Below are 21241 nucleotides of genomic sequence, written 5' to 3'. Positions count from 1 at the left end.
GCTACGTAAACAACATCAGCTTAACCGCATCGTCCGTCCCGTCTAGCGCCCCATCACCGCATCGCTGCGCCTCCGGTGAGGGGCGTTCTACGGTTTGTTACATATACCCGCAACCCCTTTTTTCACTTTCTAAAGGTTTTTTCTCGATTTCGCGATTTGCAGGTATAGATTTCCCTGTCCGGCTGAAAATTCGGGCAATTTTTAGCCTATGATACCCCTACATCATTACCGAGCGATCCGTTTTCCCCTCAGAAATCGGTCCGCAATCCGAATCCCGTCCCGCTCTCAGCTATCGTGAGCAAGCGCTCGGGGCGAAAATGGAATCATCATTTGATTTTTCCGGCATCAAGGGGTTGGATGAAGGCGAGTCACCGATGCCTGTCAAGGAATGCAGCTTTCTCTGCCGGGCTGGGGGTCGTGCCCGCAAAGACCTCGACGTAGTGGCATCCTGCTATCGCACGTTTCCACCGTGGTTCCGAAATGTGCATCGAATAATAGCCGGTCTGCGTCAGAATTACCGTCAAGGCCCGGTAATGGGCCGACTCACCTTTCACACCGAAGCGTTCGAAAACCTCGGTCACGGCCGAGAGACGATTTTGATCGGTTGTGTCTACCAGTTGTTGCAGCCTGTCATCGCCTCGCGCCCAATTGCGAATTGCCAAATCTAATGGGGCATCGAAAAGATCGGTGTTGATCCAACAATCAATCAGATTGAACAATGCGCCGCAGAGGCTTTGCGCAGGAGCGGCACAACGATCAAGGATGATACCTGTATTTCGTGACTGCCAGATGTCGATGATCGCGTCGTGCAGATCGGCAAGATCGGTAAAGTGCCAATAAAATCCGGTGCGGGTCAGGTTAAGTTTTTTCGCCAACGCCATGATTTTCACAGCCTCGATCCCATCGTTCACGAAAACCTCATAGGCAGCGTCAAGCCAGACCTCTCGGGTGGCACGTGTGCGGGCGGGCAAATCATTATCCATCACGAGATCCTAAATAACTTGACAGGTATGTCAATTGCGCCAAAGCATGGCACATCACCTTCCACGGCACACATCCAAGGGAACACGCTATGTCTACTGATCCACTGTTGCAGCCCTACCAGCTTAAACACCTTAAGCTTCGAAATCGGATCATGACGACAAGCCACGAGCCGGCGTATCCCGAGGACGGTATGCCCAAGGAACGCTATGCCGCTTATCACGCGGAAAGAGCCAAGGCCGGCGTCGCATTGGCAATGACCGCAGGGTCGGCGGCGGTCAGCAAAGACAGCCCACCCGTCTTCAACAACATCCTGACCTATAAGGATGAAGTTGTCCCGTGGATCCAAAACCTCACGGATGCGGTGCATGAACACGGCTGTGCTGCGATGATACAGTTAACCCACCTGGGGCGTCGGACAACCTGGAACAAGGGCGATTGGCTGCCATCAGTGTCATCTTCAAAACACCGCGAACCCGCGCATCATGCCTTTCCAAAGCTGATCGAAGACTGGGATATCGAAAGGATCATAAGCGATTTCGCAGATGCGGCCGAACGGATGCAGGCGGGTGGCATGGACGGAATCGAATTGCAGGTGTATGGCCATTTGCTTGACCAGTTCTGGTCTCCACTGACGAATGACCTGACAGGGCCGTACGGCGCGGATACCTTGGAAAACCGGATGCGCTTTCCGATGGATGTAATTGATGCGATCCGCAGACGCGTCGGGACCGAGTTTATCGTTGGCTTGCGCTATACAGCAGATGAGGCGCAAAAAGGCGGCATTACCCCCGAGGAAGGGCTTGAGATTTCCAAGCGTCTTGCGGCGACGGGCAAGATAGACTTTCTGAATGTCATCAAGGGGCGCATCCACACTGATCCGGCTATGACCGACGTGATCCCGGTTCAGGGTATGAAAAGCGCGCCGCATCTTGATTTTGCCGGGGCAGTCCGCAAGGCGACGGGGATGCCGACGTTCCATGCCGCACGCATTCCTGATGTTGCGACTGCACGTCATGCTGTGCAGGCTGGCCTGTTGGACATGGTCGGGATGACACGCGCCCATATGGCGGACCCGCATATCGTTCGAAAGATCATCGAAGGCCGAGAGGAAGACATAAGGCCATGTGTTGGCGCCACCTATTGTCTGGACCGGATATATCAGGCCGGTGACGCCCTATGTATCCATAACGCTGCCACGGGACGTGAACTGACGATGCCGCACGAAATCACTCCGGCAGACGCCAAAAAGACGGTTGTGATCGTCGGGGCCGGCCCCGCAGGGCTCGAGGCTGCGCGCGTCGCTGCCGAACGCGGCCACACGGTTACCGTTTTTGAAGCTGCCGCAGACCCTGGCGGTCAGATAAGATTGACGGCACAGTCGCCACGACGCCGCGAAATGATCGGGATTATCGACTGGCGAATGACGCAGTGTGCTGCACGGAATGTGACATTCCATTTCAACACCTGGGCCGAGACCGAACATGTCACCGCGCTGAACCCTGATGTCGTCATCATCGCGACGGGCGGCGTGCCCAACACCGAGCTGTTTGAACAGCATCAAGAACAAAAGCATGTCATTACGTCGTGGGATATCATATCGGGTGATGTCAAACCCGCAGGAAAAATACTGATTTATGATGAAAGCGGTGACCACCCTGCCCTGCAAGCCGCGGAACTGGCCGCCAGCGCCGGGTCGCGGGTCGAGATAATGACCCCCGATCGTACGTTTTCGCCTGATGTTATGGCGATGAACCTGGTCCCCTACATGCGTGCGCTTCAGGATAAGGACGTGACCTTTACCGTCACGCGGCGTTTGACCGGGGTCGAACGCAAAGGCAACCAGCTGACTGCGACCATCGGCACCGATTACAGCGATCATACCTACGAGGTGACCGTAGACCAGGTTGTGATGAATTATGGCACCATGCCGTTGGACGATCTGTATTTCGCGCTAAAGCCTTTGTCATCGAATGGCGGCGCAATCGACTACGACAGACTGATAGACGGCGTCCCTCAGGATAGCGTGCGCAACAATGGCCGCGGTTTCCAGTTGTTCCGCATCGGCGATGCAGTGTCGGCACGAAACACCCATGCAGCGATCTACGATGCGCTAAGGCTAATGAAAGACATATGATCCAGCCGACGACAGCCCGACGTTGGGTTGATCGATATCCCAGGACAACGCCTGCCGGGATCAAGAGTTGTCAGAGGAACGTTTCATCGCGGCGGCCAACATCGCACCTAAAGCTCCATGATTTTCGGATGACGCGGCCGGCCTGATCTTGCCGTCAGGTTTGCGGGTCGGCTTTTTACTATGATCTTTAGTAAGTCGACCTTTGTCAGTGGCACCTTTCTTGTGATCCGGTACCCGCGTTGCTGGGCTATCCTTGCGCATGCTCAGCCCGATGCGGTTACGCGGCACATCAATTTCCGTGACACGTACACGCACGATGTCGCCAGCTTTAACAATCTCGTGCGGATCTTTTACAAAGCGATCCGCCAACTGGCTGACGTGCACCAACCCGTCTTGGTGGACACCGATATCAACAAAGGCCCCGAACGCCGCGACATTGGTCACTGTCCCCTCAAGGGACATACCGGGCTTGAGATCGGCAATACTGTCTACGCCTTCGGCAAAACTGGCTGTCTTGAATGTAGGGCGAGGATCGCGACCGGGCTTTTCCAATTCGTTGAAAATATCCTGCACAGTCGGCAAACCAAAGTTGTCGTCGACAAATTGTTCGGCACGCAAGCCCGAAAGTGCACTGCTATCGCCCATTATTGATCGGATATCGCGACCACAAGCCTGCACGATCTTTCGCGCGACGCCATAAGCTTCGGGATGAACCGATGACGCATCCAATGGTTCAGTGCCATCGGTAATTCGCAAAAACCCGGCACTTTGCTCAAAGGCTTTTGGCCCCAGTCCCGGAACCTTGAGCAAGGCTTTACGGGTGGCAAATGCACCGTTTATATCACGATGTGAAACGATGGCTTGGGCAAGCGACGGCCCCAGCCCTGCAACATGCGACAACAAAGGGGCCGACGCCATATTCAGGTCAACGCCCACAGCATTCACCGCATCCTCAACCACCGCCTCAAGAGACCGTGCAAGCGCGCGCTGATCAACATCGTGTTGATACTGGCCAACACCGATCGCCTGCGGTTCGATCTTTACCAATTCCGCCAGCGGATCCTGTAGCCGTCGCGCAATCGAAACCGCGCCGCGCAGGGCAACATCGACGTCGGGGAACTCCTTGGAGGCTAGCTCTGACGCTGAATACACCGAAGCACCCGCTTCTGAAACGATGACTGGCGTCGGCCGGGCCCGCCCCTCGGGAAGGTTTTTCAACACATCCGCCACCAGCCGTTCGGATTCACGGCTTGCGGTGCCGTTCCCGATGGCGATCAGCGCAACATTATATCGTTCGATCAACTGCGACAGCTTCTCTGCCGCGCCGCGCAGATCATTACGGGGTTGAAACGGGTAGATGGTCGCGGTGTCTAGCAGCTTGCCGGTTTCATCAACCACCGCGATCTTACACCCGGTCCGGATACCGGGATCCACGCCAAGTGTAGCCCGTGCGCCTGCTGGCGCAGCCAAGAGCAAGTCGCGAAGGTTTCTTGCAAACACATCGATCGCATTACCATGGGCACGGTGTCGCAGATCCGTCATCAGGTCGACGAACATCGACAAGCCAAGCTTCATATTCCAGGCCCACGCAGCGACACCGCGCAACCACTCATCACCGGGTCCATCACCTTTAATTCCGATTTCGCTCGCGACAATGCCGATAACACGCGCTACGCCGGCCTCGGGCTCGGGGGCTATGTTAATCGTGACAATGTCTTCTTTTGCAGCACGCAGAATAGCGAGTGCTCGGTGCGGCGCTATCGTGGCCCATTTCTCGCTATGATCGAAGTAATCCGAGAACTTGACGCCGCTCTCCTCCTTCCCCGCTATAATCCGCGATGTTATCACCGCGTCTTGCTGCATGACCTGCCGCAGACGCCCCAAAAGTCCGGCGTTTTCGCTGAGCTCTTCGACCAGAATATCCCGCGCTCCGTTCAGCGCATCCTTTACGGTCTCCACCGATCCTGACAGGTACGCTTGGGCCAAAACGGCAGGGTCTGCGCGGCGGTCCCCGAGAATACTGCGCAACAACAGATCAAGCCCATTCTCACGCGCAATCATCGCTTTGGTGCGGCGTTTGGGTTTATACGGCAGATAGAGGTCTTCCAGGACCGACTTGGTACCGGCTTTCTCAATAGCCTTGGCCAACGCTTCCGTCAGCTTCCCCTGTGACCGGATTTCCCCGAGAATACTCGCGCGGCGTTTTTCGAGGTCGCGTAGATAGTCCAACCGCTCGGCAAGTTTGCGCAACTGGGTATCGTCCAGCCCACCTGTCGCTTCCTTGCGGTAGCGCGCGACGAAAGGCACCGTGTCGCCCTTGTCCAATAACGCAACCGTTGCATGAACCTGCTCCGTTTGAGCACCAATATCGGTGGCAATTGTACGGGCGATACGTTCCGCGACTGACATGGCAGGCTCCTTCAGGTGATAGGATCGCTGTGATAGCGCCGTGCGCGACCGCCGCCAAGCCGTGATCGTCAGCAACCTGCACGACAAGAGTTGGCGAAGCGCACCTTCGCCCCGTTATCCGCGATCACCTCGGACTGCCTGACACGGTTATTCGGATTTTTGGTGCGGCTCATATCCGATGACGACGGCACCCAGAACCATATCGACGACACGCTGCCGAATTCTTCTTTGGCCCGGTTCACTATATAAAGAGTCCCCGAACGACGCAGAAAATGTTGCACGGTTCGATACATTGTAAAAGCTCGCCGAGCTGGTCATCCAATGCAACTCCAGTGGGTCAGCGTCTTTTCTAAGAACACCGCTCGCGATACCACGTCGGCACACATCGGTCAGCTTATCGATGATTGCCTTGTTAAGACGGGGGATTATATCTGATTTCTTGACATACTCCGCGTTGTGAATGTTCTCGATCATCACCAGCCGGATGAACTGAGGATTATTGACATGCGAGTCAAACGTAGCCTCTGTCAGACGCTTTAACGCGGGTACGGGGTCTAGGCTGGTGACATCAAGCGCCTTTTCGCTTTCGCGCAGCGACGAATAAACCCGTTCCAGAACCCGCATATACAAACCCTCTTTGCCCTCAAAGTAGTAATATATCATGCGCTTGGAGGTGGATGTTCTCTGAGCGATCACGTTGATGTTGGCACCCGCAAGCCCGTGCGCTGCAAATTCTTCTGTAGCGATGGTCAGAATGTTCTCCTGAACAGCTTCAGGATCTTTCTTCCACGAGGTTTTTCTTGTTGTCCCTGCGCTGTCGCCGTCTGCACCCATGGCTGCTTTTCCCTCTGCCGATAACGTGATTCCACCGACGAATAACACGAATTTAACCCGTGGGTACATTCATATTGACAAATTAACCGCGAGGTACATAAATGCACCCAAGACTGACGATGCGAGGAGCGAATCGCCAGTTGAACTAAGATATAGGGAGGACAGACATGTCTCGTAGATTGATAGGCGCGTTCATTGCCTTGGGGCTCAGCGCAACGGTTTCACTTGCTCAGGAATATCCAACCAAGGAAATTCAGGGCATCATTCAATGGGGTGCCGGGGGATCAACCGATACCGTCATGCGATCCGTCACGCCACATGCCGAAGATGTATTGGGCGGTACGATCGTCATGCAAAACATGACAGGCGCGGTCGGCGCGATTGCGCTGAACTATGTAGCGGCGGCCAAGGCGGACGGCTATACCCTGCTCATGGGTGCAGAAAATCCGCTGCTGTATAAAGTCATGGGTCTGGGCGACAAGGATTACTCCGAGTTTGTTCCGATCAATATCCTGGCACGAGGAACGCCGATCCTTGTTGCCAATAACGATGCCCCGTTTGACGACTATGCCGGTATGCTGGATTTTATCGCAAAAAACCCCGGTGAACTACGGTTTGGAGCGACTGGCCCGGGCGGTTTACCGTCGGTAATTACCGCGATGATGAACACTGTCGAAGGCGATCTAAACGTGATCGCGGTACCTTATGACGGGGACGGACCCGCATTGACCGCGCTGCAAAGCGGTGCGATCGACGTAATGCCCGCCGTCCTGGGTGCCTCGATCGAAAGCATCCGTGCAGGGGCGATAAAGCCCATCGCGATCTTCGACGTCAAACAGAACGAGAAGCTTCCCGAGGTGCCACTGGTCACAACGTATAACGAAGACTACAAAACCTATCTGCCATGGGGGCCGTTTTTCGGTGTATTTGCGCCAAAGGACACCCCCGACGCCGTTGTTGCCAAGCTGAGCGATGCGTATGCCCAAGCCGCCAAAAGCCCCGATTTCATTGAACTCATGGACAATCGCGGTTTCACGATGATGGGAATTTCCGGCGCTGAAGCGACAGAATTTTTGTCGAAGTGGCAGCAAGGTACCGCGTGGTTGTTGCAAGACGCGGGACTGACCAAAGCCTCTCCGGAGGATTTCGGCATCAAACGTCCCTAAACGTCGGCACCACTGGTTTTCACGAGTGATACTGACGAAGCCGCTGGCCTTCGTGCCAGCGCACCTTGGCGCCGCCCGCGCCGATAGGCAGGGCGGCGCTTTGCGTTTCGGGACAAGGAGCCCGGTTGACCGAACACAGGGAGGAAAGCAGAATGGATACCGACTTTAGAGGTGATCGTGACCATCATGATGGCACATCCGATGCAACACCCGGGGGATACCCGCAAAAGCGTCGACCCGGGGAATTAGGATTTGCCGCGTTCCTGAGCGGTGCCAGCCTCTTCCTGCTGTACAGCGCGTATGGAATATCCGGATTTGAATCGCTCTCCGCCCCCGGGGCGGTGCCGATGGCCACAACGTTGGTCATGGCGGTTACCGCGCTACTGATCACCTTACGCACCGCACAACAGCAAAGGGTCACATCGGAAACCTTGGCGAAAGACATATTGCCCGGGACCGTAGTCATGTTTATCGGGTTTCTCACGGTCTTCGGGGTGTTGCTACAGCCCCTTGGGTTCGTTTTGACGGCAGCGCTGTTCCTGCTGGTGTCCATCAAGGTTTTGGCGCGCAAAAGCTGGGTCTACACCATTGGCGTTACAATCGCATCGCTCGTCGTTATCTGGTTGATCTTCCGGGTAGTGTTCACGGTACTTCTGCCAGCCGGTATCCTACCCGAAGCCGAATTCATCCAGTTGTTCCGCAATCTTGTTTCTGGGGCGGCATGAACATGGACACATTACTGGCATTGCTTACCGTTTTCACGCAACCTCAGTTACTGGTTTTGGTGGGTATCGGAACGTTCGCAGGCATTTATATCGGCGCCATCCCCGGACTATCGGTCACGATGGCGGTCTCGATCCTCATTTCATTTACGTTCTCGTGGGATGTATACCCTGCAATCTCGCTCATGGTGGGTATATACATGGGTGGCGTATATGGGGGGTCGCGCACGGCGATTTTGCTTAACATACCCGGTGCACCGTCAGCTATCGCAACTGCGATGGACGGCTATCCCATGGCACAGAAGGGCGAAGCCGGGCAGGCCATCGGCGTCACCACGGTAATGTCCTTCTTCGGGGGACTGATCGGGATTCTGGTCCTGGCCATAGCCGCTCCATTTGTTTCGGATTTTGCACTGACCTTTCAGCCACGCGACTACATGCTGCTTGCGGTGTTGGGTATTCTTCTGGTCGGGTCATTATCCAGCGGATCACTGGTCAAAGGTATCTTTGCCGGTGCATTCGGGATCGCCATCGGTGCCGTAGGCCGCGACCCTCTGACATTTACCGAAAGGTTCACCTTTGATCTGCAAATCATGGAAGGCGGCATTTCGTTCATCGCCGTAATGATCGGCATGTTCGGCGTATCCGAAGCGTTGTTGCAACTGCAAAACGTCACGATGAAGGCCGTACGTCAAAAGATCGACAAGATCGTCCCTTCATTCGGCACCATCAAGAAATACCTGCCGCTGTCGCTTCAGACATCTACGATTGGCGTCATTATCGGAGCGTTGCCGGGTACCGGCGGCGATATCGCGGCATTGATGGCCTATGATCACGCCAAACGGGTGACCAAGAACCCGAAAGTGCCCTTTGGCAAAGGAGCCATGGAAGGGCTCGTCGCCCCCGAGACTGCCAACAACGCGGCCGTTGGTGGCGCTTTTATTCCAATGATGACCCTGGGAATTCCCGGCGATGCCGTAACCGCCATCATGATCGGTGCCCTGTTTATCCATGGGTTGAACCCCGGCCCGATGCTGATGGTGGACCAACCGGATATGTTTTGGTTCATCGTGGGGGCCTTGCTGACTGCAAACGTCTTCATGTTGCTTTTCGGGCTGACCGGGATCAGGATTTTCACGAAAATCGTCGAAATGCCGCGATCAATCATCATCCCCCTGATCCTGTTGCTATCAATTGTAGGTGCCTATGCGGTCAACAATTCGATTACCGATGTCTACTGGATGCTTGGTTTCGGGGTCTTTGGATATTTCATGCGTCACTATGGCTATCCTTTAGGGCCAGTCATTCTCGGGGTGATCCTGTCGCGCTTGCTTGATGACAATTGGCGCCGCGCGATCATTTCGGAACGCGGAGACATTGGCCGCTTTTTCGAGGGCGTGATCACAAGCCCCTTGTCGCTCACCTTGTTCGTCGCGGTGCTCATGATTTTTATCAGCCAAACCCCGCTTTGGGCAACTGTCAAAAAACGGCTCTTCAGAAAGGCGGAATCATGACCTCAGCTTTCGCAAAGGCCATCAAGCTTGGGCTTATTGGCGACAACATAAACCGGTCGAAATCACCACGGCTGCACAAGACAGCAGGGCAGTTGACCGATCTGAACGTGACCTACGACCGCTTGATCCCCAATGATATGGGTATGTCGTTCGACGAAGTGTTCGAGCAGGCGCGGTTGGGCGGGTTTCGAGGCGTCAACGTAACCTACCCGTACAAGGAAACTGTCACGTCGAGTGTTACGGTAGCTGATCCGTTCGTTCGTGCGATCGGTGCAGTCAACACTGTCGTTTTTAATGAGGACGGGCCCAAGGGTTTCAACACCGACTATACCGGTTTTATCCAGGCTTACCGATCTGCCAAAGGCAATGAAAACCCAGGTGCAGTCTGTCTGATAGGCACAGGCGGCGTAGGCAAGGCCGTAGCATTCGGATTGGTAAGCTTGAATGCCCGATTGATCCGCTGTGTAGATCTGGACGCAAACAAGGCCGACGCACTGGCGCGGGCTTTGCAGTCACTGGGTTCGGACACGCGCGTCGAAGTCGCCACGGATGCTACCGTTGCAGTCAAGGGTGTCGATGGCATCATCAACTGCACACCTCTGGGGATGGCGGGCATTGGCGGTTCGCCGTTGCCGGGCGCATATATGCGTGATGCAAACTGGGCTTTCGATGCGGTCTATACCCCGGTCGAGACCGCTTTTATTCAGGACGCCCGCCGCGCCGGGCTTGAGGTGATATCGGGGTACGAACTTTTCTTCTGGCAGGGCGTCGAGGCCTGGAAGGTGTTTTGCAATGTGCCAGTGGACCACGCCGCGCTTAGACTTGCCATATCGGGGGAAGACGCATGAAAACCTCAATCGCGACTGTATCGGTATCAGGTAGTTTACCCGAAAAGCTCGAGGCCATAGCCTCCGCCGGGTTCGACGGCATCGAAATCTTCGAGCAAGATTTTATCGCGCATGACGGAAGCCCCCAAGAGGTCGGGAAACTTGTCCGCTCGATGGGGCTCGAGATTATGCTGTTCCAGCCTTTCCGGGATTTCGAATGTTTACCCGAGCCGCTTAGATCAAAGGCCTTTGACCGGGCTGAACGCAAGTTCGACCTGATGCAAGAGCTGGGAACTGATCTGGTGTTGGTATGTTCGTCCTGTCATCCGCAAAGCCTGGGCGGCATCGACCGTGCAGCGGCCGATTTTCACGAGCTGGGCGAACGGGCGGCAAAGCGCAACCTACGGGTTGGGTTTGAAGCCTTGGCATGGGGCCACCACATCAACGACCACCGCGACGCGTGGGAGGTGGTAAGACGTGCCGACCATGAAAACGTCGGCGTGATCCTCGACAGCTTTCACACGCTATCGCGGAAAATCGATCCGGACAGCATCCGCAGCATCCCTGGCGACAAGATCTTTTTTATACAGCTCGCCGATGCGCCATTGATCGACATGGACCTGCTTTATTGGTCACGTCACTTTCGCAACATGCCCGGTGAGGGAGACCTTGCCGTTGGCGATTTCATGAAATCAGTCACGGCGACTGGATATTCCGGCCCGGTTTCGTTGGAAATCTTCAATGATCAGTTCCGCGCCGGCCCTGCAAAAATGATTGCAAAAGACGGCTACCGGTCGCTTATCGCGTTACAGGATGATGTCACCCGCGACCTACCTGCCCCTGTCCAGACGCACGCTCCGCTTCCGTCGAGGTCAACGGTTGAAGGGGTCTCGTTCATTGAATTCGCAACGCGCGGCGACGAAGCAAAGGCGTTGGAAACCATACTTGAGACTTTGGGTTTCGCACCGTCAGGCCATCATATCGCAAAAGACCTCACGCTTTGGATGCAAGGCGACATCCGGATCGTGGTCAACCGCGAAACCACAGGTTTTGCGAACAGCGCATACTTGACCCACGGCACCACCATCTGCGACATTGGAATTTCGGTACAAGACGCCGCAGATACTATTATCAGGGCGCGTCACCTTGGGGCGGATCTATTCAATCAGCCGACCGGCCCTGGAGAACTTGAAATTCCCGCCATCCGGGGACTGGGAAGCAGTGTTCTTCATTTCATTGATCAAAAGAGCGGGCTAGATCGAGTCTGGTCGCAAGAATTTTCGCCGGCAAACCCGCAAAATTCAGGGGTCGGTCTGAAACGGATCGATCATCTGGCCCAGACCATGAGCTATGGTGAAATGTTGAGCTGGTCACTGTTTTATACGACCCTCTTTGAAATGCAGAAATCTGCCATGGTCGATGTGGTTGACCCGGACGGGTTGGTGCGCAGTCAGGCTATTGAAACCGCTTCTGGCAATTTCAAGATTACGCTGAATGGCGCGGAAACGCATCGCACCATGGCAGGAAACTTCCTTGCAGACAGCTTCGGCGCATCCGTACAGCATGTAGCCTTTGCCACGGACGATATATTCGCCACCAGTTCCGCGATGGTTCAGCGTGGATTTGCGGTTTTGCCGATGTCCAAAAACTACTACGCCGACCTCGCGGCACGGTTCGATCTTGATCGGGAATCGCTCGCGAAGCTTCAGCAACATAATATGCTGTATGACGAAGACGCCGAGGGTTGTTTCTTTCAATTCTATTCACAGCCCTTTGCAGGCGGCATGTTTTTTGAAATCATCGAACGCCGTGGCGGCTACAAAGGCTATGGGGCCGCGAACGCGCCCTTCCGCATCGCTGCCCAAAAGCGATTAATGCGCGGATACGGCATTCCAAAAAGGTAAACGCATGTGCCCCGCCCCTGTCGCGGGCGCATATGCTGTGGCGTCACTGCATATTCTTTAGGGTAACTGGCCTAGCCTCCCAGCCATGACCTGTATACCAACACGCAGCTAACTACCTGATTAATATAGTGAATTACACGAAAAACGCAGGCAACATCGCTCTATGAGTACCATCATGGAGTTCGATAATGATAGTAAGACGCTTCTTTCTTCTCATCGCCATCCCGGCAGCATTTACCGCACACCCGTTGATGGCGGAATCCTATTCCCTGGCTAAGGCGAATTCTGCCAGAATTAGCGACATTAGTTTTAACCTTCACGACTCCGGTTCGCAGGGGCCCATCACATTGCGGCACGTTCAACACGTGCAGCCGGTACAGGCGAAACCGCGGTCATTCGAAATACATGACGGGACGGGCGCCACTACTCACCTGAAACATTTGATCGCTTGGGCAGAGGCCGGCCATAAAGGCTATGATGCGATCCAGCTTGGAGCGAAAAAGCTGCCTGCCAAACGGCCCACGCAAATGACAATCGGCGAAATCTATGCGTGGATAAATCAAACACCCAATCAACCTCATGCAATTGGCCGTTATCAATTCATACCCTCGACACTACAAAGCCTGGTCATCCAAGCCGGCATAAGCGAGAGTCATAAATTCACCACAGGTGTACAAGATGCCTTGGCTGACATCCTGTTAGAGGACGCCGGTATCAGCAGCTTTATGGAGGGCAAAATCAGTCGCCACCGGTTTATGACTAATCTGGCAAAGATATGGGCGGGATTCCCGACGGCGACTGGCCGATCTCACTATCACGGGTATGCGGGCAACCGGGCTGTGATCAGTTGGGACAGGTTTGACGCGATCATGAAAAAGATTTTCCCCACCAAACGCGGTTGACCGTCGCGGGGGGGAACACCACCATATGTTACCCCCACACAACAATTCCTAGAACGATTTAAGCGTTAATCACCCTTTTTCCCGCTGGAGGTGGCAAGATCATATGCGACGAAGCCAAGCGTAATGAGAATCATGATAACCAAGTCGGGGCTTGGTACCTTGAACGCCAAAATCAGCAAAAAAACTGCGATTGAGATAAATGCAAGAAGCGCGAGCAGCCGGTTCATAATTTACTATTCCTCATTGTAATGTGCCATCGGCCCAGTTGAAAAGCCACTGTGCTGTACGCATTAGACGCGCGTCATTGTCACGCGCACCGACAAGCTGAACCCCCATTGGAAGCCCCTCGAGCGAGGTCAGCAAGGGAACACTGACACAAGGGGTACCACAGAATGTCCAGATGCCGTTAAAAATCGGGTCGCCAGTTGTATCCAGCCCTTTCGGAGCAGGGCCGGGGGCCGCCGGACACAACAGCACATCGCAACGGGTTAACAGTTCGTCCAAAGCCGCGTTCAGAAGTTTAGGCATATCCTTCGCCGAAAGATAATCCCGAGCGGGAACCTTGTTGCCCTCTTCAATGGCTTCGCGTGTTACCGACCCCAGTTGATCGGTCGCATCGCGCCAATAGGGATAGTAATGATAGGACATTTCCGCGAAATTAATCAGTTTTCGCTGTTCCGACGCGTGTTCGAACACCGCAGGCAAAGGCATTTCAAACGCCTGATCACCCAGGGCACCGATCAGTTCGTCAAAGGCATCACGCATCTGCGGGTCAGCATTTTCCCAACCGGGCGGCCGCACGAACCCGAATACCGGAGGGATCGGCGGAGCGGACACCGCCGCAGCATGAAGCGCGGGTGCCGGCTGCAATGCTGTAGCTGCATCATCCGCGTCATAGCCAAACAAAACCTCGGCAAGCAATGCAGCACCTGCGGGATCGCTGGCAAACACGCCAACCGTATCCAGTGTCGGTGACTGCGTTAGGATGCCACGCCGTGGGATTGCGCCGAAAGTCGGCTTATATCCGGTGACCCCGCAAAAAGAAGCAGGGCGGATTACTGATCCACCAGTCTGCGTGCCGATCGCCAATGGCACCATACCATCGGCAACCGCCGCAGCCGAACCTTGCGAAGAACCGCCAGGTGTGTGGGCCAGATTGTGCGGGTTTGCCGTTTTACCCGGATGCATATAGGCAAGCTCGGTTGTCACCGTCTTGCCCATGATGATCGCGCCTTCCTTTTTAAGACGCTCAACAACATAGGCATCGTGCAACGGTACCCGCCCCTTGTCGTGCGTACACCCATTTTCGGTCGGGATGCGCGCGGTGTCGATAATGTCCTTCAATCCTACCGGCAGCCCGTGCAGACGCCCCAAAGGCCGCCCTGCCCGTCTGTACCCATCCAGTGTCCGCGCTTGAGCCCTTGCAAACTCAGGGTCGAACCAAGCCCACGCCCCTACTTCGGGTTCGCGCGCCTCGATGCGTGCAATATAGCTTTCGACCAATTCCAGCGCTCCAAGAGCACCCGACGCTAACCGGTCGCGCAACAAAGTAACACTGGGCTGCGCGACCCACGTATCGGACTGTTTGGCCTCAGCGCCCATAGAACATATCCGGCAAATAGAACACGATTGACGGGAAGATATACATCAACACCATCGACAGGATAACGCAGAACAGGAATGGCATCACCCCTTTGAAGATCTGCGTCAGCTGTAGTTCAGGCGGCGCAATTCCTTTCAGATAATACGCCGACATCGCCATGGGCGGGGTCAAGAAACTGGTTTGCAGATTCAAGGCAACCAGGATGCCGAAGAACAGCGGATCAATATCAAAGACTGCGAGCAGGGGCAGGAAGATCGGCACGAAAATGATGATGATTTCGGACCATTCCAACGGCCAGCCCAACAAAAAGATGATAATCTGCGCCATGATCAGGAATTGGATCGGAGTCAGGTTCATGGACTGCACGAACTCGGAAATCACATGTTCACCGCCTAGATACGAGAATACAGCCGAGAACGTGTAAGAGCCAACAAATAGCCAGCACACCATCGCCGTTGTCCGTAGCGTCAGATAAACGCTTTCGCGCATCCGCTGCCACGTCATCGCCCTGTAGATAAACGCCAGAAAAATTCCGCCCAACGCGCCGATAGAAGCCGCCTCGGTCGGGGTGGCGAGGCCAAACAGGATCGAGCCGAGTACCGCAAAGATCAGAAAGGCCAGCGGCACGAACGAAGTGATGATCATCCAGACCAGTTTGCCCATGGGCATGTCGGGCACTTCTTCAGCAGTAGGGCGCGGTGCCGACGACGGTTGAAGAACCGAGCGGCCGATGATGTAGATAAGATACAGGCCCACGAGTGTAAGGCCCGGCAACAACGCTGCTGCATAGAGCCGAACGATAGAAACGTTGGTGGCCGCGGCGTAGACGATCAGCATGATCGAGGGCGGGATCAGGATCCCCAGGGTACCGCCCGCACAGATGATACCGGCAGCGAACGAAGGGTCATACCGCGCCTTGAGCATCGCCGGCAACGCAAGCAGTCCCATCAAGGTCACAACCGCGCCGACAATACCGGTGGCGGTCGCGAACAGAGCGCAAGTGATCAGCGCGGCGACCCCCATGGACCCAGGTACATTCTTCGAAGCGACGTTGAGGGTGGTGAACAAGCGGTCGACGATATTTGATCGCTCGACGATGTAGCCCATGAACAAGAACAACGGCACGGCGGTAAGCACTTCGTTCGACATGACCGTAAAGGTCTGGTTCACGAACAAATCGAATATTCGATTGTTATAGAACCCCTCGAACCAGGTGGACCATTGGTCCCATTGCCCCGCTGTTTCATCCAGCCGGTCAAAGGCACGCCACATCCGGCTGGCATCGAAATAGGCATAATACCCAAAGCCGATGCCCATAGCCATGAGCGTGAAAGCGATTGGAAAGCCGAGGAATACAAAAATGATGAACAGCCCCAACATCATCAGGGCAATTTGCGGATCGGTCATGTGATATGGTCTTTCTCGGCCTTGTTTGCTTCTTGCATCAGAAGATCTTCGGTTTCGAAGACATCCTCGTCAGCTTCAATCCAATAGTTGTGTTTGATCGCAATTATGCAGCGGCACACCTGTGCGATGCCCTGAATGAAAAGCAAGATACCCGCGACGACGATTATCGCTTTGAACTGGAAAATCGGTACGCCGGCCGGGCTGTTGACTGACACTTCGCCGTATTGCCAGGATCGAGCAGCATATTTCCATCCGGAAATGATCAACGCCGTGACACCGGGGAAAAAGAACACCAGATACAGGACAATATCAATCTTGCCCTGTGTTTTGGGCTGCAACAGGCGGTAGATGAAATCGCCTCGTACGTGTCCCCCTCGTGAAAGCGTATAGGCCCCGCCCATCATGAACAAAGTGCCGTACATGATAAACGAAACATCGAGCGCCCATGCAGTGGGGTTGTTCATCACGTACCGGACGAAAACCTCGTACCCTGTGCCGATCGACATTAACAAAATGAGCCAGGCAAATGACTTGCCAAACCACGCGGAAAGATTATCGGCGAACCGTATAAATGATACCATATTAGCCCCATGCCTCGCATAGAAGCCCCGGCACACTGGGTGCCGGGGCCTGTTTAATTCTCTGATCTACACGTTCAGAGTTTGATTTTGCCTGGGAAGTAATGCTCGTACGCAAGGCCGTAGTCAGGTGCGTTCATCAGCTCGTAGTACGAGACGCGGCCTACCCAGTCACGCTGGCTGTCGAGGCATTTCTTCATGAACGGATCAGCTTCCAGTTCTGGGATCAGTTCATCCCATGCCTTTAGCTGTGCATCCAGAATCTCTTTGGATGTGCGACGCACTGTAACGCCCGCATCATTTTGCAGGAATTGCAGATCCGCAGAGTAACGGTCCATCGCCTTGGCCGTGTTCGCGGTTGATGCAGCTTCGACACCATACTTCAGGATTGCCTGAATATCGGGGTCCAGATCCTCGAGGAAGGCTTTCGAGAACAGGAATTCAAAGCTTTCCGACGCCTGGTGATAGGAGGACAGGTAATAGTTCTTGGCTACGTCCTGCGCGCCAAAATCCTTGTCCGACGACGGGTTGTTGAATTCGAACGCATCAATCACGCCGCGCTCCATCGCGGGCACGATTTCACCACCGGGAAGCTGTGCTACCGACATGCCAAGCTTTGCCATAAGGTCGGCCGCCAGGCCCACCGTGCGATACTTGAAACCTTGCAGGTCGGCGACAGTGTTCACTTCTTGCTTGAACCAACCGAAAGGCTGCGCGAACATCGGGAAACCCATGTATCCGACAACGTCCAGACCCATGATATCTTGGGTCAGCTCGTTATAAAGCGCCTGGCCACCGCCCTGATAGAACCATGACAGCATTGTCGTAGCGGAACCGCCGAAAACCGGCCCGGTACCGAACAGCGAAGCGGCCTTGTTCTTGCCGTACCAGTAAACCGGCACTGAGTGTGCAGCGTCAATCAAGCCGTCGTTTACCGCGTCCAGAACTTGGAATGCAGCGACAACCGCGCCCGCTGGCAGCACATCGACCTTAACGCGCCCGCCCGACATTTCTTCGACACGGGTTGCATAGTCACGGGCAAAATCCTGCCAGATGTTTGCATCGTTCCACGATGTCTGCATTTTGATCACAAGTGGCGCTTGTGCGAGAACGGCCGGAGCTGCCAGCATAGCGCCAGTGGCGGCACCGCCTGCAACAACGGATTTCGTCAAAAACGAACGCCGGTTCAGGTTCTTCGTATCTTTCATGTTTTCTCCTCCCAGAGTGATCGCTAGGGTATATTGTCTCAAATCCGGAGTGTGCTGGCGATCTAACGCGGCATCCTAACTATTTCGATCTGATTGGCAAGCGCCTCAAAGGTTGTAAGTGTAGTGTCCGACACAATCCATTCAAGTAATTCAGGTACTTAGCCTTATTTTTAACAATAGAACCGCGTTTTGGCAGCCAAAATTAAACGGCTACACGTCTGCAAAACCGCCCCCAAGTGCCGTTGCGTCACTTCGGGAAGCTGACGCGGCGCAGCAAGGGCCGCTCAAATCTTGGTTTCAGTCAGAACAACCCACGAATCGACTGATTCTGACGCACCTCCAGTGCTTCGCCATATGTTGGCGCTAACAGCACCCGCCGGCTACATTTGCGAAGAGGCGTTTCGTATCCTCGGAACTCTGGCGTTGTGCAGACCGGTGTCGCAGATCATTCCGGTAAAAATCTCACCCTGCCAAAAATAGCGTCCAGTGCAAGAAAAACGCTGCGGCGAGCGTCGGGCCAAAAGGGATGTTCGCACTTGCATCGCCGCGTCTGACCACGGCCAGCACGATCCCCGCGACGGAAGACAAAAGGATGATCGTAGGCAGCGCTTGCCATCCCAACCATGCACCTGCCGCCGCTAATAACTTAGCATCACCGAGCCCCAAGGCATCAATTCCGCGCGTCCTGAAGTAAGCAGCGCCAATCGCCCAAAAAAAAGCAAACCCTGCTAACGCGCCTATCACCTGATCGACGGGAACCGCCCCCTCCCTCCAAACCGCAAGGATCACGCCACTCGCGATCAACGGCAGCGTCCCTGCATCGGGCAAGCGAAAGCTGCGCCAGTCCTTGACACTCAGCCAGATCAGCACTGCAACCAGTGGCGGCGTAGCGATGATATCAAGACTTGTCGGGTGCGACTGTGAAAATAGAAGCAGCGGTTGATCCAAGGCGGAACCTGTCAGTGAACCTAGCCACCATAGAATGGCGGGCCTTTGCACATCTTACCACCCGAAATGACCGTTCAATAATATTTATGAAATTTAAGAAACTATTTTGAAACTAATTTCTGGGCCGGTTCGTGGCTACGCGCATATGCGGGGCTTAAACCTTTCTGATGATTTAAGGGGAAGGTAGAACAGCCTTTTTTTGCATATCCCAATATCCTATGTGGAGGTAATACTATGCTAAATAATAAGAAAAAAGTCCTGGTCAGCGCGGGTGCCGTTCTGGCCACGGTGTGCGCCACAACAGCGTGGGCGTCGTCGCACCGCGAAGCGCCCGGCATCACTGCAATGCCAAAAGTGGATGCCACAGATTTTTATATGTTTCGAGGCTACGAAACAGGCAAGGAAGATACTGTAACTTTCATTGCGAACTATCAGCCATTACAGGCACCTTACGGGGGTCCCAACTATTTCACCATGGACTCCGACGCTGTTTACGAAATTCACGTGGACAATGACGGCGATGCGATGGAAGACATCACGTTTCAATTCCAATTCCAAAATACTCTGGCGAATTCAGGTAAAGGCATCGCGCTGAAAGTCGGAGGCCAGGATATCGCGATCCCGCTGCGCCAAGCCGGCACAATTGGTGCAGGTAATACCGCTGCACAAAACGAATTTGAAAGCTACACAGTACGTAAGATCAATGGCGACCGCCGTTCCGGCTATGCCGCCAGCTCCCTGCTGACAAACAAGTCCGGGGGAGGCACGACCTTCAAAAAACCTATCGATAACATTGGCAAAAAGACCATCGCTGACTATGCGACCTACGCCGACGGCTTTATCAGCGAAACCACTATTCCGGATTGCGCTGCACCCGGGCGCGTTTTTGTCGGACAACGAGCAGAAGCGTTTGCTGTTAACCTTGGTGAGATCTTTGACCTCGTAAATCTGGTACCAATCCAGGGTGCCGACAACCCCGCTTACCCTCAATATAACGCATCATCGCCATTCTCGGGTGGGATCAGTCAAGACCGTGCCAATGACGATCTAGTTGGCAAGTTCAACGTCACTTCGCTGGCGATCGAGGTTCCGATTTCCTGTTTGACAGGGAACGGTAACGGCGTAATCGGTGCTTGGACGACAGCAAGTTTGCCTCAGGCTCGCGTGCTTGACCCAAGCCCCACCTACGAAGGGACCGACGTCAATGGCGGTGCGTATGTACAGGTTGCGCGTCTATCCGCACCCTTGGTGAACGAAGTTGTCATCGGCCTGCCCGACAAGGATTTGTTCAACGCTGCCGAACCAACCCAGGATGGGGCGCTTGCGCCTTACGTTACCAACCCTACACTTCCCGAACTCGTCGAGCTGCTGTTCGGCGGCGTGGCTGGTCTTCCAGCGGAGCTAGCGCCAAACAACTTCCCGCGTAACGACCTTGTCGCCGCTTTCTTGACAGGCTTCCCGGGCTTCAACCAACAGGCAACAGTAACCGGCTCTGAAATGATGCGCCTGAATACCGGCGTGGCTGCAACGCCTCTGGCCAAGCAGAATGTCTTTGGGCTGGTTGCCGAAGATCTTGCTGGTTTCCCCAACGGGCGTCGTCCGGCAGATGATACCGTCGACATCGCATTGCGCGTCGTGATGGGTCGTTTGTGTCACCCCGTGCCATTGGGTCAAGAGTTGAGCGGCGATCCGAAAGCCGTCGACAACATCAATCTTGGGCTTTGTGCTCCAGCAGATGCTCCCGTTGGCACCGCTGCGTTCACAGATGGTGCTCCAATCAAACCAACCGATCTTCGCGCGACGTTCCCTTATTTGAACACGCCGCTCGCCGGGTCGCCAAACTAAGTGGAGGATCGTATGACACCGACCATGAAACAGATGTTTACACGCAAGGGTAAGCTGATCGCCGGAGCCTCCTTGCTTTTGCTGGTGGCGGCGTGCGGAGGCGGCACCGGTCTCTCGGGGATCAACACCTTGGGTGCGGCTTTCGTCAAGGCGTTCCAAACCAACGCCAACGGTACAGCCGTGGCTGATCCTGCAACTTTGGGATTGACCGTTAACCCGAACATCGATCCGTTTAACCCTTAAGGGTTACTGATCG

Annotated in this window: 18 protein-coding genes; 9 read left to right on the top strand and 9 right to left on the bottom strand. The window is 54.8% G+C overall.

Annotation, left to right across the window (positions count from 1 at the left end; genetic code table 11):
• Positions 1–368: 368 nt before the first annotated feature.
• Complete coding sequence (locus AC13DE_RS02380; protein ID WP_483046918.1) at positions 369–983, bottom strand: TetR/AcrR family transcriptional regulator; 615 nt, start codon at positions 981–983, stop codon at positions 369–371.
• Between the two features lie 89 nt (positions 984–1072).
• Here AC13DE_RS02380 and AC13DE_RS02375 point away from each other — a divergent pair, with 89 nt between their 5' ends.
• Positions 1073–3118, top strand: a complete 2046-nt coding sequence (locus AC13DE_RS02375) for an oxidoreductase (RefSeq protein ID WP_483046917.1) — start codon at positions 1073–1075, stop codon at positions 3116–3118.
• A gap of 60 nt (positions 3119–3178) precedes the next feature.
• Here the strand turns inward: AC13DE_RS02375 and AC13DE_RS02370 are convergent, their stop codons facing one another.
• Together AC13DE_RS02370 and AC13DE_RS02365 are read right to left on the bottom strand one after the other, a co-directional pair.
• Positions 3179–5527: a Tex family protein gene (locus AC13DE_RS02370; protein WP_483046916.1), complete on the bottom strand. Its 2349-nt coding sequence runs from the start codon at positions 5525–5527 to the stop codon at positions 3179–3181.
• 147 nt (positions 5528–5674) lie between these two features.
• Positions 5675–6361 (bottom strand): TetR/AcrR family transcriptional regulator, encoded by a 687-nt coding sequence (locus AC13DE_RS02365; RefSeq protein ID WP_483046915.1) that lies wholly within the window; start codon positions 6359–6361, stop codon positions 5675–5677.
• 167 nt (positions 6362–6528) lie between these two features.
• Here AC13DE_RS02365 and AC13DE_RS02360 point away from each other — a divergent pair, with 167 nt between their 5' ends.
• The 6 genes from AC13DE_RS02360 (at position 6529) to AC13DE_RS02335 (ending at position 13396) form a co-directional block, all read left to right on the top strand.
• The gene (locus tag AC13DE_RS02360; protein ID WP_483046914.1) at positions 6529–7527 is read left to right on the top strand and encodes a Bug family tripartite tricarboxylate transporter substrate binding protein; all 999 of its coding nucleotides are present in this window, start codon (positions 6529–6531) and stop codon (positions 7525–7527) included.
• Between the two features lie 152 nt (positions 7528–7679).
• Entirely contained in the window at positions 7680–8252 is a 573-nt protein-coding gene (locus AC13DE_RS02355) for a tripartite tricarboxylate transporter TctB family protein (RefSeq protein WP_483046913.1), read from the top strand.
• Positions 8253–8254: 2 nt separating this feature from the next.
• Entirely contained in the window at positions 8255–9763 is a 1509-nt protein-coding gene (locus tag AC13DE_RS02350; protein WP_446312525.1) for a tripartite tricarboxylate transporter permease, read from the top strand.
• Positions 9760–10611: a shikimate dehydrogenase family protein gene (locus AC13DE_RS02345; RefSeq protein WP_483046912.1), complete on the top strand. Its 852-nt coding sequence runs from the start codon at positions 9760–9762 to the stop codon at positions 10609–10611. The genes AC13DE_RS02350 and AC13DE_RS02345 overlap by 4 nt, the downstream gene beginning before the upstream one ends.
• Entirely contained in the window at positions 10608–12494 is a 1887-nt protein-coding gene (locus tag AC13DE_RS02340) for a bifunctional sugar phosphate isomerase/epimerase/4-hydroxyphenylpyruvate dioxygenase family protein (protein ID WP_483046911.1), read from the top strand. The genes AC13DE_RS02345 and AC13DE_RS02340 overlap by 4 nt, the downstream gene beginning before the upstream one ends.
• 188 nt (positions 12495–12682) lie before the next feature.
• The gene (locus AC13DE_RS02335) at positions 12683–13396 is read left to right on the top strand and encodes a lysozyme family protein (RefSeq protein ID WP_446295782.1); all 714 of its coding nucleotides are present in this window, start codon (positions 12683–12685) and stop codon (positions 13394–13396) included.
• Between the two features lie 65 nt (positions 13397–13461).
• Here AC13DE_RS02335 and AC13DE_RS02330 read toward each other — a convergent pair whose 3' ends face one another.
• The 6 genes from AC13DE_RS02330 to AC13DE_RS02305 all read right to left on the bottom strand — a co-directional run bounded on the left by AC13DE_RS02330 (position 13462) and on the right by AC13DE_RS02305 (position 19140).
• Entirely contained in the window at positions 13462–13623 is a 162-nt protein-coding gene (locus AC13DE_RS02330) for a hypothetical protein (RefSeq protein WP_446312529.1), read from the bottom strand.
• Positions 13624–13636: 13 nt separating this feature from the next.
• The gene (locus tag AC13DE_RS02325) at positions 13637–14998 is read right to left on the bottom strand and encodes an amidase (protein ID WP_483046910.1); all 1362 of its coding nucleotides are present in this window, start codon (positions 14996–14998) and stop codon (positions 13637–13639) included.
• A complete protein-coding gene (locus AC13DE_RS02320) occupies positions 14988–16406 on the bottom strand; it encodes a TRAP transporter large permease (RefSeq protein WP_483046909.1) in 1419 nt (472 codons plus the stop codon). Before AC13DE_RS02320 ends, AC13DE_RS02325 begins: the two co-directional genes overlap by 11 nt.
• Positions 16403–16987 (bottom strand): TRAP transporter small permease subunit, encoded by a 585-nt coding sequence (locus AC13DE_RS02315; RefSeq protein WP_446295785.1) that lies wholly within the window; start codon positions 16985–16987, stop codon positions 16403–16405. Before AC13DE_RS02315 ends, AC13DE_RS02320 begins: the two co-directional genes overlap by 4 nt.
• Before the next feature lie 74 nt (positions 16988–17061).
• Positions 17062–18192 (bottom strand): TRAP transporter substrate-binding protein, encoded by a 1131-nt coding sequence (locus tag AC13DE_RS02310; protein WP_446295786.1) that lies wholly within the window; start codon positions 18190–18192, stop codon positions 17062–17064.
• A 462-nt stretch (positions 18193–18654) separates the two neighbouring features.
• The gene (locus AC13DE_RS02305; RefSeq protein ID WP_483046908.1) at positions 18655–19140 is read right to left on the bottom strand and encodes a prepilin peptidase; all 486 of its coding nucleotides are present in this window, start codon (positions 19138–19140) and stop codon (positions 18655–18657) included.
• 234 nt (positions 19141–19374) lie between these two features.
• On the opposite strand from AC13DE_RS02305, the gene AC13DE_RS02300 reads away from it, so the two are divergent.
• Both AC13DE_RS02300 and AC13DE_RS02295 read left to right on the top strand, forming a co-directional pair.
• Positions 19375–20985, top strand: a complete 1611-nt coding sequence (locus tag AC13DE_RS02300; RefSeq protein ID WP_483046907.1) for a DUF4331 domain-containing protein — start codon at positions 19375–19377, stop codon at positions 20983–20985.
• A gap of 12 nt (positions 20986–20997) precedes the next feature.
• Positions 20998–21228, top strand: coding sequence for a hypothetical protein (locus AC13DE_RS02295; RefSeq protein ID WP_446295789.1), 231 nt, complete (start codon positions 20998–21000; stop codon positions 21226–21228).
• Positions 21229–21241 lie beyond the last annotated feature (13 nt).

This window comes from Sulfitobacter sp. L-8 (assembly GCF_056859255.1).
The sequence above is the reverse complement of the archived record's forward strand: the minus strand, read 5'-3'. Positions and strand labels throughout refer to the sequence as shown.

Bases quoted from the DNA above. Each gene is read 5' to 3' on its own strand.
- AC13DE_RS02380 (WP_483046918.1), bottom strand. From the start codon at position 983: ATGGATAATGATTTGCCCGCCCGCACACGTGCCACCCGAGAGGTCTGG.
- AC13DE_RS02375 (WP_483046917.1), top strand. From the start codon at position 1,073: ATGTCTACTGATCCACTGTTGCAGCCCTACCAGCTTAAACACCTTAAG.
- AC13DE_RS02370 (WP_483046916.1), bottom strand. From the start codon at position 5,527: ATGTCAGTCGCGGAACGTATCGCCCGTACAATTGCCACCGATATTGGT.
- AC13DE_RS02365 (WP_483046915.1), bottom strand. From the start codon at position 6,361: ATGGGTGCAGACGGCGACAGCGCAGGGACAACAAGAAAAACCTCGTGG.
- AC13DE_RS02360 (WP_483046914.1), top strand. From the start codon at position 6,529: ATGTCTCGTAGATTGATAGGCGCGTTCATTGCCTTGGGGCTCAGCGCA.
- AC13DE_RS02355 (WP_483046913.1), top strand. From the start codon at position 7,680: ATGGATACCGACTTTAGAGGTGATCGTGACCATCATGATGGCACATCC.
- AC13DE_RS02350 (WP_446312525.1), top strand. From the start codon at position 8,255: ATGGACACATTACTGGCATTGCTTACCGTTTTCACGCAACCTCAGTTA.
- AC13DE_RS02345 (WP_483046912.1), top strand. From the start codon at position 9,760: ATGACCTCAGCTTTCGCAAAGGCCATCAAGCTTGGGCTTATTGGCGAC.
- AC13DE_RS02340 (WP_483046911.1), top strand. From the start codon at position 10,608: ATGAAAACCTCAATCGCGACTGTATCGGTATCAGGTAGTTTACCCGAA.
- AC13DE_RS02335 (WP_446295782.1), top strand. From the start codon at position 12,683: ATGATAGTAAGACGCTTCTTTCTTCTCATCGCCATCCCGGCAGCATTT.
- AC13DE_RS02330 (WP_446312529.1), bottom strand. From the start codon at position 13,623: ATGAACCGGCTGCTCGCGCTTCTTGCATTTATCTCAATCGCAGTTTTT.
- AC13DE_RS02325 (WP_483046910.1), bottom strand. From the start codon at position 14,998: ATGGGCGCTGAGGCCAAACAGTCCGATACGTGGGTCGCGCAGCCCAGT.
- AC13DE_RS02320 (WP_483046909.1), bottom strand. From the start codon at position 16,406: ATGACCGATCCGCAAATTGCCCTGATGATGTTGGGGCTGTTCATCATT.
- AC13DE_RS02315 (WP_446295785.1), bottom strand. From the start codon at position 16,987: ATGGTATCATTTATACGGTTCGCCGATAATCTTTCCGCGTGGTTTGGC.
- AC13DE_RS02310 (WP_446295786.1), bottom strand. From the start codon at position 18,192: ATGAAAGATACGAAGAACCTGAACCGGCGTTCGTTTTTGACGAAATCC.
- AC13DE_RS02300 (WP_483046907.1), top strand. From the start codon at position 19,375: ATGCTAAATAATAAGAAAAAAGTCCTGGTCAGCGCGGGTGCCGTTCTG.
- AC13DE_RS02295 (WP_446295789.1), top strand. From the start codon at position 20,998: ATGACACCGACCATGAAACAGATGTTTACACGCAAGGGTAAGCTGATC.